General features: G+C 59.0%; 14 protein-coding genes. 8 read left to right on the forward strand and 6 right to left on the reverse strand.

Features of this window, described 5'->3' with window-relative positions; genetic code table 11:
• Position 1: 1 nt before the first annotated feature.
• From KWG64_RS07615 to KWG64_RS07640, 6 genes are all read right to left on the reverse strand, one after another.
• Positions 2-931 carry a DMT family transporter gene (locus KWG64_RS07615; RefSeq protein ID WP_218521475.1) on the reverse strand — a complete coding sequence of 310 codons (930 nt, stop codon included), beginning with the start codon at positions 929-931 and terminating at the stop codon, positions 2-4.
• Between the two features lie 64 nt (positions 932-995).
• Complete coding sequence (locus KWG64_RS07620; protein ID WP_218521476.1) at positions 996-2,780, reverse strand: ABC transporter permease subunit; 1,785 nt, start codon at positions 2,778-2,780, stop codon at positions 996-998.
• Positions 2,780-4,288 carry an ABC transporter substrate-binding protein gene (locus KWG64_RS07625; protein WP_218521477.1) on the reverse strand — a complete coding sequence of 503 codons (1,509 nt, stop codon included), beginning with the start codon at positions 4,286-4,288 and terminating at the stop codon, positions 2,780-2,782. Before KWG64_RS07625 ends, KWG64_RS07620 begins: the two co-directional genes overlap by 1 nt.
• 13 nt (positions 4,289-4,301) lie before the next feature.
• Entirely contained in the window at positions 4,302-5,540 is a 1,239-nt protein-coding gene (locus KWG64_RS07630) for an MFS transporter (protein WP_218521478.1), read from the reverse strand.
• Positions 5,541-5,544: 4 nt separating this feature from the next.
• Positions 5,545-6,366 (reverse strand): ABC transporter ATP-binding protein, encoded by an 822-nt coding sequence (locus tag KWG64_RS07635; RefSeq protein ID WP_218521479.1) that lies wholly within the window; start codon positions 6,364-6,366, stop codon positions 5,545-5,547.
• Complete coding sequence (locus KWG64_RS07640) at positions 6,366-7,184, reverse strand: ATP-binding cassette domain-containing protein (RefSeq protein ID WP_218521480.1); 819 nt, start codon at positions 7,182-7,184, stop codon at positions 6,366-6,368. Before KWG64_RS07640 ends, KWG64_RS07635 begins: the two co-directional genes overlap by 1 nt.
• A gap of 272 nt (positions 7,185-7,456) precedes the next feature.
• Here KWG64_RS07640 and KWG64_RS07645 point away from each other — a divergent pair, with 272 nt between their 5' ends.
• The 8 genes from KWG64_RS07645 to pduB all read left to right on the forward strand — a co-directional run bounded on the left by KWG64_RS07645 (position 7,457) and on the right by pduB (position 13,472).
• Positions 7,457-8,575: a 1-propanol dehydrogenase PduQ gene (locus tag KWG64_RS07645; protein WP_218521481.1), complete on the forward strand. Its 1,119-nt coding sequence runs from the start codon at positions 7,457-7,459 to the stop codon at positions 8,573-8,575.
• 38 nt (positions 8,576-8,613) lie between these two features.
• Positions 8,614-9,291: a phosphate propanoyltransferase gene (pduL, locus tag KWG64_RS07650; protein WP_218521482.1), complete on the forward strand. Its 678-nt coding sequence runs from the start codon at positions 8,614-8,616 to the stop codon at positions 9,289-9,291.
• A 28-nt stretch (positions 9,292-9,319) separates the two neighbouring features.
• Positions 9,320-10,027, forward strand: coding sequence for a flavoprotein (locus tag KWG64_RS07655; RefSeq protein ID WP_218521483.1), 708 nt, complete (start codon positions 9,320-9,322; stop codon positions 10,025-10,027).
• Between the two features lie 13 nt (positions 10,028-10,040).
• A complete protein-coding gene (locus tag KWG64_RS07660; RefSeq protein WP_218521484.1) occupies positions 10,041-10,307 on the forward strand; it encodes a EutN/CcmL family microcompartment protein in 267 nt (88 codons plus the stop codon).
• Between the two features lie 9 nt (positions 10,308-10,316).
• Positions 10,317-10,817 carry a heme-binding protein gene (locus KWG64_RS07665; protein WP_218521485.1) on the forward strand — a complete coding sequence of 167 codons (501 nt, stop codon included), beginning with the start codon at positions 10,317-10,319 and terminating at the stop codon, positions 10,815-10,817.
• A gap of 41 nt (positions 10,818-10,858) precedes the next feature.
• Entirely contained in the window at positions 10,859-12,058 is a 1,200-nt protein-coding gene (tdcD, locus tag KWG64_RS07670; protein ID WP_218521486.1) for a propionate kinase, read from the forward strand.
• Between the two features lie 325 nt (positions 12,059-12,383).
• Positions 12,384-12,665, forward strand: coding sequence for a propanediol utilization system shell hexameric protein GrpH (grpH, locus tag KWG64_RS07675; protein ID WP_095925478.1), 282 nt, complete (start codon positions 12,384-12,386; stop codon positions 12,663-12,665).
• A 21-nt stretch (positions 12,666-12,686) separates the two neighbouring features.
• The gene (gene pduB / locus KWG64_RS07680; protein ID WP_101078003.1) at positions 12,687-13,472 is read left to right on the forward strand and encodes a propanediol utilization microcompartment protein PduB; all 786 of its coding nucleotides are present in this window, start codon (positions 12,687-12,689) and stop codon (positions 13,470-13,472) included.
• Positions 13,473-13,479 lie beyond the last annotated feature (7 nt).

The raw sequence follows: 13,479 nt of genomic DNA on the forward strand, positions 1-13,479 counted from the left end.
ATTAACCCCGCCGTTTCGCAATCCATCCGCGCAAAATCCCTTCGGCGCTGACGGTCACAATCCCCAACATAATCAATATCGCACCGAGGATGAAATTCACTTTCAGCGGTTCGTGCAGCAATACTACGCCCGCGATGATGCCGAAGACCGGCGTCATGAAGGACAAAATGCCCAGACGCGACGCCTGATAACGGCGCATCAGGCTGAACCACGCGAGGTAGCTGGCGAAGGTTACGATGACGGTTTGGAAAAGCATACTGCTGACGGAAACCGGGCTGAGGCGGAAATGCGTTTGTCCGGTCAGCAGGGCCAGCCCGCCGAGCAGCACGAACGCGCCTGCCAGCTGATAGAACAGCGTCATAGTTGCGCTGCCGGACGATAATTTACTGCGACGCACGACGATAGTGGTCATGCCCCAGAACATGCCGGCCAGCAGACCGAAAAAATCCCCGAGCAGCATATTGCTAGCCTGCGGTGCGGTGGCGGCGTGCCCGCCAAACAAAAACGCCACAATCACGCCGATAAACGTGATGCCTACTCCCGACCACTGCAGCGCGCTCAGCCGTTCTTCCGGCACCAGAAAATGCAGCCCCAGTGCGGCAAAAATCGGCGCGGTATACAGAAATACCGCCATGTGCGCCGCCGTGGTGAAGCGTAATCCTTCGGCGACAAACATAAATTCGATGGAAAACAGCAGGCCGACCAGCAAACCGGGGCGCAGGGTTTCACGGCTGAACGGAATTTTCCGCTGGCGCACCAGCATCAGGATCAGCACCGCCAGCCCGGCAATTCCCGAACGCAGCGCGACCTGCAACAACGGCGTTATATCAGCCGCCGCGCTTTTGATCGCCACCTGCTGCACGCCCCAAATCACACACAATCCTACCATCACGCTGGTAGCCATTCCGTCCAGCGGTTTACGCGCTTCCATTTCCATTCATCCGGTAAAAACTCAGGCCGACAGCTTATCGCGAAACGAATGATTCAGATAACGCTCAGTGTGCGGTGGCGCGCTTTTTCCACCGCAAACCGCTGAGCGTGACGGCCATGACGGAAAGCACGGCCAGCGCGGCAGCAGGGGCGAAAACGCTCCACCATGCGCGCTCGATATAGGGCATGCCTTCGGCCAGTACACGCCCCCATTCCGGCACCGGCGGCGGTGCACCCAGCCCGAGAAATCCGAGTGACGCCAGCGCCAGCGCGATCCCCGGTAAACGTAACATCGCGTGGCGCAGCAGCGGGCCACACAGCGCGGGCAGCACGTAAAACACCGTGCGACGGATGGCGCCCACGCCGACGACCGGCAGCATTTTCATGTACGGGCGTGCCTGAATTTCACTGACCAGCGCAGCGGTATGCGCCGCGAGCGGTGCCCAGCTTACGGCGGTGACAGCAATCGCCGCGCCGGTCGCAGTCGGGCCATTGACGGCGGCGACAACTAATCCGGCAATCACCGGTGGCAGCGCGTTGGTGACTTCAATCGGTCCGGTCATCGCGCGGGGAAATGCCCCCATCAGCAGACCGGCGGCGAGACAAATCAGTGACACCGCCAGCGCCTGCAAACAGGTGTTGAGCGTGCCGTGCGCGACACGGGCGAGCAGGTCGCGTCCCATCGCATCGGCCCCGAAAGGCAGCGACAGCGACGGCGGTTGTAAGCGCAGATATTCCGACGTCAGCGGGTCTCGCGGCAAACCGGCGAGCACCATTATCAGCAGTATTCCCAGACACAGCAGCGGGATCCACGCCCGCTGTTTTTCCGGCTGAGCCGTCTGCGCCGGAACCGGCACCGCGCCTAGTTGCAGCGCACGGCCCAGCAATAAACGGCGTCCACCGCCCGCCAGCATTCCAGTCAGCGACGCCAGCAACAGCAGGATCAGCACGCCCGTCTGCAAGGCCGGTAAATCACCGGCAGCCGCCGCGCCCAGCGTGGCGCGTCCGAGTCCGGGAATGGCAAAAACTTTTTCAACCGCGATGGCGCCGCCGGTCAGCGAAACCAGCACCAGACCGGTTAGCGGCATAACGCCCGGCAGCGAACGGGCGATCACCGCCAGCGCGGTGTGGCGACGTGAGATGCCCAGCACGCTCCAGGTGGTCAGCCAGTTTTCGCCAAAGGTTCCGGCCAGTGCATCGGAATACAGCCTGCCCAGATAACCGCCCGCAGGCAGCCCCAGCGCCAGCGAGGGCAAAACCGCGTATTGCCAGCCGAGCCAGCCGTAAGGCGGGAAGAATTGCAGCCAGACCGCGCCGGTGATCAGCAAAAACGACGCCAGCAAAAACTCCGGCAATGCGGTCAGCAGGGCAGCGAAAAAGCCCGCCGGGTGTGGCGTATGGCCGCGTAATCCGCGAATCATGGTGCCAGCACACAACAGCAACGCGAGCACCAGCGCCACCAGCGCCGACGACGCCATTAACGTCAGCGAAACACCGGTCGCCCGCAGCATGCCCGGCAACACTGGCAATCCTGAAACCCACGAAACGCCCGCATCGCCGTGCAGCAAACCGCCGAGCCAGCGGGCCAGCGCGTGCCACGGGCCCTGATCTAAGCCGAGCGACAGCCGGATAGCGTTCAGCGTTTCGGCCGTTGCTTCCTGCTCACCGGAACGTGCGCGCAGCAATGACAGCGCCGGATCCGTGCCGGAAAGCCACGGCAGCAGGCCGATCAGCACCACAATGGCGGTCAGCGTCAGCACGCGTGAAATCAAGGGTACCCGTGTGGGCGGCGTGCGCTGGCGTAACCGGCTGACGCCCGCGCAGGTCCGGCAATAAATCGATTCGCTCATCAGTCGGCCTGAGAATTGCGCTGTGTGGCGGCGTTGATCAGCGTGCGTTCACGCGGGTCACGCAGCGCATCGCGGACGTTCGCCGCTTCGCCCTGGATCACGCGCTCATGCAGCATCGGAATGGCGGCGTCGGTGGCGAGGATCTGATTTTCAGCCAGCATTATGGCCTTGCGTCGCGCTTCTCCGGCGGGAATGGCGGAGGCGTGTTGCAGCGCTTCATCGATTTCCGGGCGGCAAAGTTGCGCGATGTTAAATGACCCTTTGCAGGAGAAATCGCTGTAGAGATACGCCACCGGATCGCCGGAATCCAGCACCGTCGCGCGGGATAAAATAAAGGCATCGAATTTACCCGCCAGCGCATCGGTTTCAATTTGCGAATACTCGCGCACCACCTGTTTGACGGTAAATCCGGCGGCGGTCAGCTGTTGCGCCAGATACACCGCCACTTCCGGGAGTTCGTCGCGGTCGCTGAAGGTCGCCAGCGTGATGGTTTCACCGGCTGGTTTACGCGCCGCCGCCGGATGCGCGACCGGCTGGCGTAACTGCGCCGCCCACGGCAACGCGGGGCCGAGCAGACCTTGCGCCACATCGGCGCGTTTTTCATAAACGTTATCCACCAGTTGCTGACGGTTGATGGCTTCGCGTACCGCCGCCCGCAGCGCCGGATCCTGCATCACGCCGAGCCGCGTGTTGAGATACAGCGTATTGGTGCGCGGCATCGGCACTTCGTGGATTAAGCGCTGGTCGAGCAAAGGTGCCTGAGAAACCGGGATGGCTTCGACGATGTCTGCCGTACCGGTGCGTAATGCCGCGCCACGCGCCGTGCCGTCCGGCACAAAACTGACGTCGATGCCGCTGGCTTTGGCTTTTTCGCCCCAGTAGCCGTCAAAGCGCTCGAGCCTGGCACTGCTGGTGCCGTCCACCTGCACCAGTTCAAACGGGCCGGAACCGGTGTGGCGCGGGTCAACCACGCCGCTGGCGCTGTAGGCTTTTTGCGACAAAATCGCCAGCTGCGGGCTGGATAGACGCTGCGGCAGCAGAGGATCGGGCTGCGCCGTGGTGATAATCACCGCGTGTTCGCCGTCAGCTACGGCGGTGAGCTGAACGCCGTCGAGAATGCGCGGCTTCGGTGCTGCACGGGCGGCAACAGTCAGGGAATTTACGACCGCCGCCGCATCCAGCGCCGTGCCGTCGTGGAATTTCACATCATGGCGCAGCTCGAGACGCCAGGTGTTTTCGCCGGTTTGCTGCCATTTTGTCGCCAGCGCCGGTTGAGCTTCGCCGAGCTTATCGAGCACCACCAGCGTTTCCGCCGTGCTCCAGCGCGAGAGCTTAAACGCATCGTCGCTGAGCGGCGTCAGGCCGGAACGCGGCGGTTGCAACATTGCCAGCCGCAGACGGGAATCTGCGCTGTTTTCGGTGGTTTTATCGGCTTCATTAAAGCAACCGGTCAGTAAAAGTGCAGCAGAAAGCAGCCCGGCCAGCGGGCTTAAACGTAACGCAGACATCAGAAGTTCCTTGTCAGATTGCAGGAGGAGGCAGCTGGCGGCAGATTCGCCACATCGCCAGCGCGCTTAAAAACGGAACGGCGGCCAGCGCCAGCCAGGGGATCACGGCGCCGGGCGACGGCACCAGTGCGCCATCGAGCAACCCGCCGAGCAGGAAATTTCCCGCCAATACGGCGATGCCGCCCATCGAAGAGAGCGCCCCGTAATGCGCGCCAAGATTGTGCTGCCCGGCAAAACGCGGAATTAAATCCATCCCTACCGGCACAATCAGCATCTGCCCGACGGTCAGCAATGTGATCAGCAAAACAGACGGCAGCAGGCGCAGCCAGCCTTCCGGCGGCACCGTCCAGGCAAACATCGCCACGGCGGCGAAGGCGGAAGCAAGCAGCAGAAAACCGGCGGGCAAAATGATCCGCGCGCCAATACGGCGGGAAAACCGCGCCAGCGGCATTTGCAGTACGATCACCAGAACCGATGCCAGTACAAACAGCGGCCCGAGATCTTGCTCACCGCCGCCGGAGCGACGCAGTTCCACCGGCAGCGCCAGATACAGCTGGTTGTAGCTGAACAGATACGCGCTGTAAGCCACGATAAATGCCACGAAACGCGGCTGACGAAAGGTCTCCCACCACGGCACAATTTTCAGTTCGGCAGCGCGTTTCGGCGCAGCGGGCAGGGTGAAAAACAACACCACCAGCGCAACCATAAATAAGCCGGAACCGGCCAGTGCCACCGGCTGAAAACCGTAGCCGGAAAGCAGCGAACCGAGCAGCGGCCCGAGCACTGCGCCGAGTTCCGCACAAACGGCTGACAGCGCAAACCACTCGGCGCGGCTGCGTTTTCCGGCTTTCTCGCTGTGCGTTCCTGCCTGCGCCAGCAGGGCTTCAATCGATGGCGAAAACAGCGCGCCGCCGATACCGGTCAGGCAGGCACCGAGTATCACCGGCGTCAGCGTGTTGGAAAGGCCGAGCAAAAGGTATCCGGCGATGCGCACCACGCAGCCGCAGAGGATAACCACCCGCGCACCGAAGCGGTCGGACAACGCGCCGCCGAGCAAAAACATCCCTTGTTGCGAGAAGGTGCGCAGGCCGAGCACCAGCCCGATCGACCAGCCGGAAAGCAACATGTCATCGCGCAGAAACAGGGCGAGAAACGGCACCACGGCGTAAAAACCAATGTTAAAGACCAGATTGCTGCCCAGTAGCAGCGGAGGCCAGGGCGCAGACGTGCGGGTTTGAGAGCGGGTGAACATCGGGTTATCCGTTAACGATCAAAGGTAAATGAGGAACAGCCGCCAGCAGCTGGCGGGTATGCGGGTGGCGCGGAGCAAGCAGCGCGTCCTGCGTCGGGCTGTCTTCGATAATTTCGCCATCGTGCATGATCAGCAGGCGTTCGCACAGCCCGGCCACCATCGAAATATCGTGCGTCACCATCAGCAGCCCCATGCCGTTTTGCTGCGTGACCTGTTGTAACAGCTGTTTGATTTGCTCACGCAGCGGTAAATCCAGCCCGCTGACCGGCTCATCGGCAATCAGAAATTCCGGGCGGATCGCCAGTGCGCGGGCAATCGCCACGCGCTGTGCCTGCCCGCCGGACAGCGCACCCGCCGCACGATGCATCAGCATTTCCGGCAGACCAGTCTGCGCCATCACCTGTGTCACGCGGGCTTTTATCCCGCCCTGAAAACCCAGACGCTTCAGCGGCTCAGCGATAATCTGCCCGACATTCTGATTGGGCGGCAGTGAACCAGCCGGATCTTGCGGAATGTATTGCACCCGCTGGCGGTATTCCCGCAGCGAACGGGCAGAACCGGGGCGGACAGATTTTCCGTCGCAAAACACATCGCCGCTGTCCGGCGCGTCCATCGCCAGCAAAATTCTCAGGAGTGAGGATTTTCCGCAGCCGGAAACGCCCACCAGCCCGACGCGCTCGTGGCGGCCAATACGTAAGGATAAGTGTGAAAACAGCGGCGCGGATCCTTGTTTTTTCTGCCAGAAAAACCCCGGAACGGCCAGATTCCGGCTGACGCTGTGAAGGTGCAAAAACGGTTCGGTGACGAGTTGCAGTGAAGGATTCATCAGACGGCCACCGCGCTTAACGTGGAGGCATTCCGGTGCAGCGCCGCGCTGTGTTTTGCCGCCGCGACCAGCCGTCTGGTGTAGGCGTGTTGCGGATTATCCAGCAGCTGCGCCATCGGGGCGGATTCCACCACACGCCCGTTTTCCATCACCAGCGCCCGCCCGCAAAGTTGCGCCGCAACGGCGATGTCGTGCGTGATAAACAACAGGGCGCGGGGTTGTTGTGCATTTTCGCAAGCATCACGCATTACCTGCAAAACCCGTTGCTGTGTGAGCACGTCGAGCGCGGTGGTCGGCTCATCGGCCACCAGCAACGCGGAAGATGACTGCATTGCCAGCGCGATACATAAGCGCTGCCGCTGGCCGCCGGAAAGTTCTGCCGGATACCGTGCCGTAAAGTTGGGGATTTCACCCAGCCCGACCCGTTCAAGCATTTTGGCGAGTTCGTCCGCGCTGGCCGCAGGCAGGGCGAGATTCAGCTGTTTGCCGAGCGTCATCAGGGGATTGAGCGCTGTAGAGGAATCCTGGAATACCGTCGCCACGCGGCTTTGCGCGCAACGCGCCACCGGATGTTGACCGCAGACTTCAATGCCGTTTACGCGAATGCTGCCGCTGAGCTTTGCGCCCGCAGGCGGCGTACCGGTGATGGTTTTCGCGGTCAGCGATTTGCCCGAGCCGGAAGCGCCGATCAGGCAAACCCGCTCGCCCGCGCTCACTGAAAAGCACAGATCTGCGACACGCTGTTCTCCGGCGATTTCCAGCGTCAGCCCTTTAACCTCAAGGACCGGTTCGACATTTTTTACCCTGTCAGCAGTCATTCCCTTCAACCTGTTCATCGCGGAGGTGTATTTGATATGTGATAACATAACAAAATGTGTCAATTTGATGCAAAAGGTTTTGTGAGTTTTTATCCACTGATTGTTGTTTCATGTCCTGCACTTTTTTGCCCACCCCGAAAACAACAGGGCAAAAAAGTCCTCCACCTGCACAACCCTGAGCAACGCCCCGGCTGGCTGCCAATGTTAGGTTAAAGGCATCTTTTTACGGCCGGGATTTGCACGCCGGTCATCTGAGCAAGGTAGTTGAAACAATGGCGAATCCGTTTTTCTCCAGCCCGCGCGTATATTTCGGCGACGGGGCGTTAACCGCGTTAAACACCCTCAATGATAAAAAGGTCGCGATAGTCACCGATGCTTTTATGGTGAGCTCGGGAAAGGCCGCTTCCCTGAGTGCGCATATGCCGCGCGCGACGGTCTCGGTTTACGGTGACGTCAGGCCGGACCCGGATATCGACATTCTGAAAGAGGGCGCGGCGCAATTTAAAACCTTCAGACCGGACGTGATTATTGCGCTGGGCGGTGGCTCCTCGCTCGACGCGGCAAAGGGCATAAAAGTGACGCTGGAAGAGCACTATCAGCAGCACCGGATTGAGCTGATTGCGATCCCGACCACCAGTGGTTCGGGTTCCGAAGTGACGTCATACGCTATTATTTCCGACCCGCAGAATGGCCGTAAATATCCGCTGGTGTCGCAGGCGCTGGTGCCGGATATCGCGATCCTGGATCCGCAATTGGTGCTGAGCGTGCCGCGCCATATTGCCGTCGATACCGGTATGGACGTGCTGACACACGCCATCGAAGCGCTGGTTTCAACCGGTGCGAATGATTTCAGCGATGCGCTGGCAGAAAAAGCCATTGCGTTGGTTTGGCGTTATTTGCCGCAGGTCTACAGCAACGAGCAGGACATCTGCGCCCGTACGCATATGCACAACGCCTCATGTATGGCAGGCATGGCGTTTAACTCCGCCGGGCTGGGGCTGGTTCACGGAATGGCGCACGCCCTCGGCGGAATGCTGCATATTCCGCACGGTAAAATTAACGCCATGTTGCTGCCGCTGCTGATTGAATTCAACAGCGAACAGGCCAGCGCGCAGACCACGGAACGCTACGTGAAACTCGGGAAAATCCTGGGAATTGAACAGGGCAGTGCGCCGCAAATTATCGCGCAGACCGTGGCGAAAATTCGCGCGTTAAATCAGCACTTTGGTATTCCGGCAACCTTAAAAGCGCTCGGCACCGACAGCGCTACGTTTGAGCCGCTGCGCCAGCCGCTTGTTGACGCCACGCTGGCGGACGGATGTACAGCGTCGAACCCGCGTCAGCCCACTGGACAGGATATCGACCGGCTGCTCACGCAGATCGCCGGATAATCTCATTTTCTTACTTACCGATCAGGGTCTTTTACGTCATGAATTACAGCCAGCAACAAGCGCAGTGGATCACACAACAAATCGTGCAGGAAATGGCGGCCGGAGGAAAATTGCCGCAGCCGGCTACCGCCGGAAATGTCCCGCATCTGCAAGTGCCGGTCGGCGTTTCAAACCGCCATATTCATCTGTGCCGCGAAGACATGGATTTGTTGTTTGGCGCAGGTTCCACGCTGACGCGCATGAAAGCGGTAAAACAGCCCGGCCAGTTTGCGGCGGAGGAAACGGTGACGTTGCGCGGCAAAAAAGGCGACATCAGTAATGTGCGCATTCTCGGGCCGCTGCGCAGCACCACGCAGATTGAGATTTCGGTGGCCGACAGCTTTGTGCTCGGGGTGAAAGCACCGGTGCGCATGTCAGGCGATCTGCTCGATTCGCCGGGGCTGGAAATTATCGGCCCGCGCGGGCAGGTGGTGAAACCGCATGGTGCGATTGTCGCCTGGCGGCATATCCATATTTCGCCGCAGGAAGCCGAGCTGCACGGGTTGCGCGACGGAATGGAAATCAATCTTGCAGCCGGAGGGCAACGTGCTGGCGTGCTCAGCCACGTCGTGGTGCGCGTCAGTGCCGATGCGGTGCTGGAGCTGCATATTGATGTGGAAGAAGCTAACGGCTTTGGCCTGCGCAACGGCGATTTCGTCAGCCGTTATACCGGATAGTCATTCACCGGACAGAAAGAGGAAAACCATGGAAAGTCAGGCGCTGTCCCGGTGGCTGGATACGGTTATCGCCAACCTGCTGGCAGAAAAAAAGCAGACAGTGAAAACCGTGCGCGTGGTGATCACAGGCAGCGATGTGACCACGTTGCCGGTGACGCTGCGCGGCATGCGGGCACTTGAACACGCGGGTTACCGGCTTCAGGTCGCGTTTTCTCACAGCGCGAACCTCGGTGGTCTAAAAGCCGCATTGCTCGCTGAAATGACGGCTGGCGTGGTTGTAGATGACAAAAGTGCTGACGAGCAGCTTGCGGACGGAGAGGATTACGACAGTCTGTATCTGCCCGCGCTTTCGGGCAACAGCCTGACCAAAATTGCGCTCGGCATTCGTGACAACCTCGCCACCAGCTGGGTTTTCCATGCGCTGCAAAAGCAAAAAAACGTGATTGCGACCCTGCCGCCCGAACTGCTTAACCCGGCTGATAGTGGATTTCCACCGCCGTTGATGGTGCGTCTCGCCGGGTATGCGGATGTGCTCAGGCAATACGGTATTGCGGTGACGGGCATAAATTCGGATGTTCAGGTCAGCACAGAAATAACCGGTAAAAAACGGCTGATCACCCTCAGTGATATCCGCCAGCACCGTACCACGCAGCGGTTACGTATCGACAGCAACACGCTGATCACGCCTGCTGCGCAGGATGAAATTCGCCGACAGAACATCACCGTGATCCGGTGAACCGGGAGGGAATATGTATCTGGCAAAAGTCACCGGCGCGCTGGTTTCCACGACCAAGCACGCCTCACTTAACGGCACAAAATTACTGATGGTCGCCCGGCTCGATGAACATTATCAGCCGACCGGCAGCGCGCAGGTCGCCGTGGATTTCGTCGGTGCGGGCAATGGCGAGATCGTCATTATCACCACCGGCAGCTCGGCGCGCATGAGTAACACCAAAGAACATTCCGTGATTGATGCCGCGGTGGTGGGCATCGTGGATCCGCAGGAACTGTCGTGAGGAACTGCCATGTCTGCACGCGATGAAATGCAACTCGACGGCTGGATCCACTCGGCCATTTCTGCCCAAAAACTGCAATCCCGGCGGGCGATGAGTCTGGAGGACTGCGCGGCAATGGCGCAGTTTGCGGCGTTGGAAGCGCAGGCCATCGGTATTCCGATGGTATTCAGCCTGGCCGGTGCCAGCGGACATCAGCGTTATTTTTTCAGCATGGAGGAGGCGCTGCTGGTCAGCCACCGGCTGGCTGCGGAAAAGGCCTGGACCGCCGTTGCGCTGAAAATGGCCACGCATGAACTCGCCGTGCAGGTACAACCCAGTGCGGAACTTTACGGCCTGCAACAGGAAAGCGGAATTTGCTGCATAGGCGGAGGATTGCCGTGCTGGTCAGACGGCGTGCTGCTGGGCGCGATTGGCATAAGCGGGGGTACGGTGGAACAGGATTTAACCGTGGCGCGCAATACGCTCAGGCGTTTCAGTGCCGCACGCTACGTGATTACGCCCACCCGCTGACAAAAATCTTCTTAAACCGGTAATGATTAACAGGGGTCATCATGTCCTTCGCTTCACTGATTTTGGTTATTAACTGCGGGTCATCCTCGCTGAAATTTTCGCTGATCCCGGTCGGGGACGGCGCGCCGGTGCTCTCGGGGATGGCGGAAAGGCTCGGGCTGGACAATGCGACGATGACGCTCAAAGACCTGACCGGTCAGAAATCTACGCTGGCGCTGAGCGAGGCAAGTCATGTTTGTGCGCTGAAAGCGTTATTCGCCGAACTGGCGGAGCGCCAGTGGCTGCGCGGTGTACATGCCATCGGCCATCGCGTGGCGCACGGCGGCAGCGAATTCAAACATTCCGTGCTGATCAGCCCGGATGTTATTGAAAAGATCCGTGCCCTTTCCGCACTGGCACCGCTACATAATCCGGCCAATCTGATCGGTATCGAAGCGGCAATCGCACTTTTGCCGGAGGTGGTACAAGTCGCCGTGTTCGACACGGCGTTCCACCAGACGCTGCCACCAGCGGCTTATACCTACGCCATCCCGCTGGAATATCAGGAACGTTATCAGGTGCGGCGCTACGGCTTTCACGGCACGTCTCACCGGTATATTGCCGCGCAGGCGGTGTCAGTGCTGGGTCTGGATCCTGACGACCACGGCATTCTGATTGCGCATCTGGGTAACGGTTCTTCGGTGTGTGCGGTGCAGAACGGAGAAAGTGTGGATACGTCGATGGGCATGACCCCGCTGGAAGGGCTGGTGATGGGGACGCGTTGCGGCGATCTGGATTTTGGTGCGGCAGCGCATATCGCGGCCTGTACCGGGCAGACGATGGATACACTGTATAAAATGGTGAATAACCAGTCCGGCCTGTTCGGATTGTCCGGAATATCCAGCGATTGCCGGACGTTGCAGGAGGCGCGCAGTAATGGCGACCCGCGTGCCACACTGGCAATCGACGTGATGGTTCACCGGCTGGCGCGCCATCTGGGCGGGCATCTCACTTCGCTTAAACGCCTGGACGCTCTGATTTTCACCGGCGGTATCGGCGAGAATTCTGCGCTGGTACGGGAACTGACCATTGCGCGCCTGGGTATTTTTGGTCTGAGGCTGGACGCTCAGAAAAATCAGGAAACCTGTGGTGGCTGCTTCGGGCTGATTTCAAAACCTGATACGCCGAAGATTGCCGTGATCCCGACTAATGAAGAAAAAATGATTGCCCGTGATGCACAGGCTATTTCCGCCGGCAGGTGAGTCCGGATTCTGATTATTAATTTCTGTGCATTAAAGAATAAATAAAACTGAGATCTGAATAACAATTTCCCTTATTCATGGGCGGGTTTCGTGCGTACCGGTTTCAGCGTTTTTATTTATTCAGCGCGATTTAATGCAGATGGATTTTATTGTCCGGTAGTTTACCGGAATAACAAGATAGTCCGGCTGGCGGGCAAAACATTTTGTCCCTAAATCCTTACTATCATCGTGCGTGAAGTGTTTACGTGCAGGATGAAAACACCGCGACAGTTGCTTTATTGGCTTTCGCGTTTACCGATATTCCCACTCAATATCAGAGGTCGTTATGCAACAAGAAGCATTAGGTATGGTTGAAACTAAAGGGCTGGTTTCTGCAATTGAAGCGGCAGATACCATGGTCAAATCCGCCAATGTCACGCTGGTCGGTTATGAAAAAATCGGTTCCGGTCTGGTCACTGTGATGGTGCGCGGCGACGTCGGCGCAGTAAAAGCGGCCACTGACGCCGGTTCTGCGGCAGCCCTGAAAGTGGGTGAACTGGTTTCTGTCCACGTTATTCCGCGCCCGCATATCGAAGTGGAAAAAATTCTGCCAAAAGCCGTCGGTTAATAACGCCAGAGGATACTGACCATGAGAGATAATCTTGTTGAGCAGATTATATCTGAAGTAGTGAATAAACAGACTGATGAAAATGGCAGGGGCAAAACAGCCGCCAGCATTGCCGGTTGTGGTCTGACAGAATTTGTCGGCACCGCCCTCGGCCATACTATTGGTCTGGTCATTGCCAATGTCGATCATCAATTGCATGACGTCATGAATATCGACAAGAAATATCGCTCTATCGGTATTCTGGGTGCGCGCACCGGCGCAGGCCCGCATATTTTCGCAGCGGACGAAGCCGTGAAAGCGACCAACAGCGAAGTGATCTCGATTGAACTGGCGCGTGATACAGAAGGTGGCGGCGGACACGGATGTTTAATCATCTTCGGCGCGGCCGATGTGTCGGATGTCCGTCGCGCCATTGAAGTGGCGTTGTCAGAAATTGAACGCACTATGGGTGACGTTTATGGTTCACCGGCGGGACATCTCGAATTTCAATATACCGCCCGCGCCAGTTTCGCCCTTAACAAGGCATTCGGCGCGCCGATCGGTAAATCTTTCGGCATGACCTGTGCCTCTCCGGCTGCGATTGGCGTGGTGATTGCTGACGTCGCAGCGAAATCTGCGGTCATCGAACCGGTCGGTTATGCCAGCCCGTCTCAGGGAACCAGCTTCAGCAATGAAGTCATCTTCACGTTTGCCGGTGATTCCGGTGCCGTCCGCCAGGCGGTGATTGCAGCGCGCGAAGTGGGGCTGAAACTGCTCGCTACGCTCGACCCGGCGCCCATCAACTCCACCACCAAACCTTACATCTGAAGGTTCA

Origin of the sequence: Rahnella sp. PD12R (assembly GCF_019200965.1) — a bacterium.
Classification (GTDB): domain Bacteria; phylum Pseudomonadota; class Gammaproteobacteria; order Enterobacterales; family Enterobacteriaceae; genus Rahnella; species Rahnella laticis.

Excerpts from the sequence above, each read along its gene's own strand:
- KWG64_RS07615 (WP_218521475.1), bottom strand. The coding sequence starts at position 931 with ATGGAAGCGCGTAAACCGCTGGACGGAATGGCTACCAGCGTGATGGTA.
- KWG64_RS07620 (WP_218521476.1), bottom strand. The coding sequence starts at position 2,780 with ATGAGCGAATCGATTTATTGCCGGACCTGCGCGGGCGTCAGCCGGTTA.
- KWG64_RS07625 (WP_218521477.1), bottom strand. The coding sequence starts at position 4,288 with ATGTCTGCGTTACGTTTAAGCCCGCTGGCCGGGCTGCTTTCTGCTGCA.
- KWG64_RS07630 (WP_218521478.1), bottom strand. The coding sequence starts at position 5,540 with ATGTTCACCCGCTCTCAAACCCGCACGTCTGCGCCCTGGCCTCCGCTG.
- KWG64_RS07635 (WP_218521479.1), bottom strand. The coding sequence starts at position 6,366 with ATGAATCCTTCACTGCAACTCGTCACCGAACCGTTTTTGCACCTTCAC.
- KWG64_RS07640 (WP_218521480.1), bottom strand. The coding sequence starts at position 7,184 with ATGACTGCTGACAGGGTAAAAAATGTCGAACCGGTCCTTGAGGTTAAA.
- KWG64_RS07645 (WP_218521481.1), top strand. The coding sequence starts at position 7,457 with ATGGCGAATCCGTTTTTCTCCAGCCCGCGCGTATATTTCGGCGACGGG.
- pduL (WP_218521482.1), top strand. The coding sequence starts at position 8,614 with ATGAATTACAGCCAGCAACAAGCGCAGTGGATCACACAACAAATCGTG.
- KWG64_RS07655 (WP_218521483.1), top strand. The coding sequence starts at position 9,320 with ATGGAAAGTCAGGCGCTGTCCCGGTGGCTGGATACGGTTATCGCCAAC.
- KWG64_RS07660 (WP_218521484.1), top strand. The coding sequence starts at position 10,041 with ATGTATCTGGCAAAAGTCACCGGCGCGCTGGTTTCCACGACCAAGCAC.
- KWG64_RS07665 (WP_218521485.1), top strand. The coding sequence starts at position 10,317 with ATGTCTGCACGCGATGAAATGCAACTCGACGGCTGGATCCACTCGGCC.
- tdcD (WP_218521486.1), top strand. The coding sequence starts at position 10,859 with ATGTCCTTCGCTTCACTGATTTTGGTTATTAACTGCGGGTCATCCTCG.
- grpH (WP_095925478.1), top strand. The coding sequence starts at position 12,384 with ATGCAACAAGAAGCATTAGGTATGGTTGAAACTAAAGGGCTGGTTTCT.
- pduB (WP_101078003.1), top strand. The coding sequence starts at position 12,687 with ATGAGAGATAATCTTGTTGAGCAGATTATATCTGAAGTAGTGAATAAA.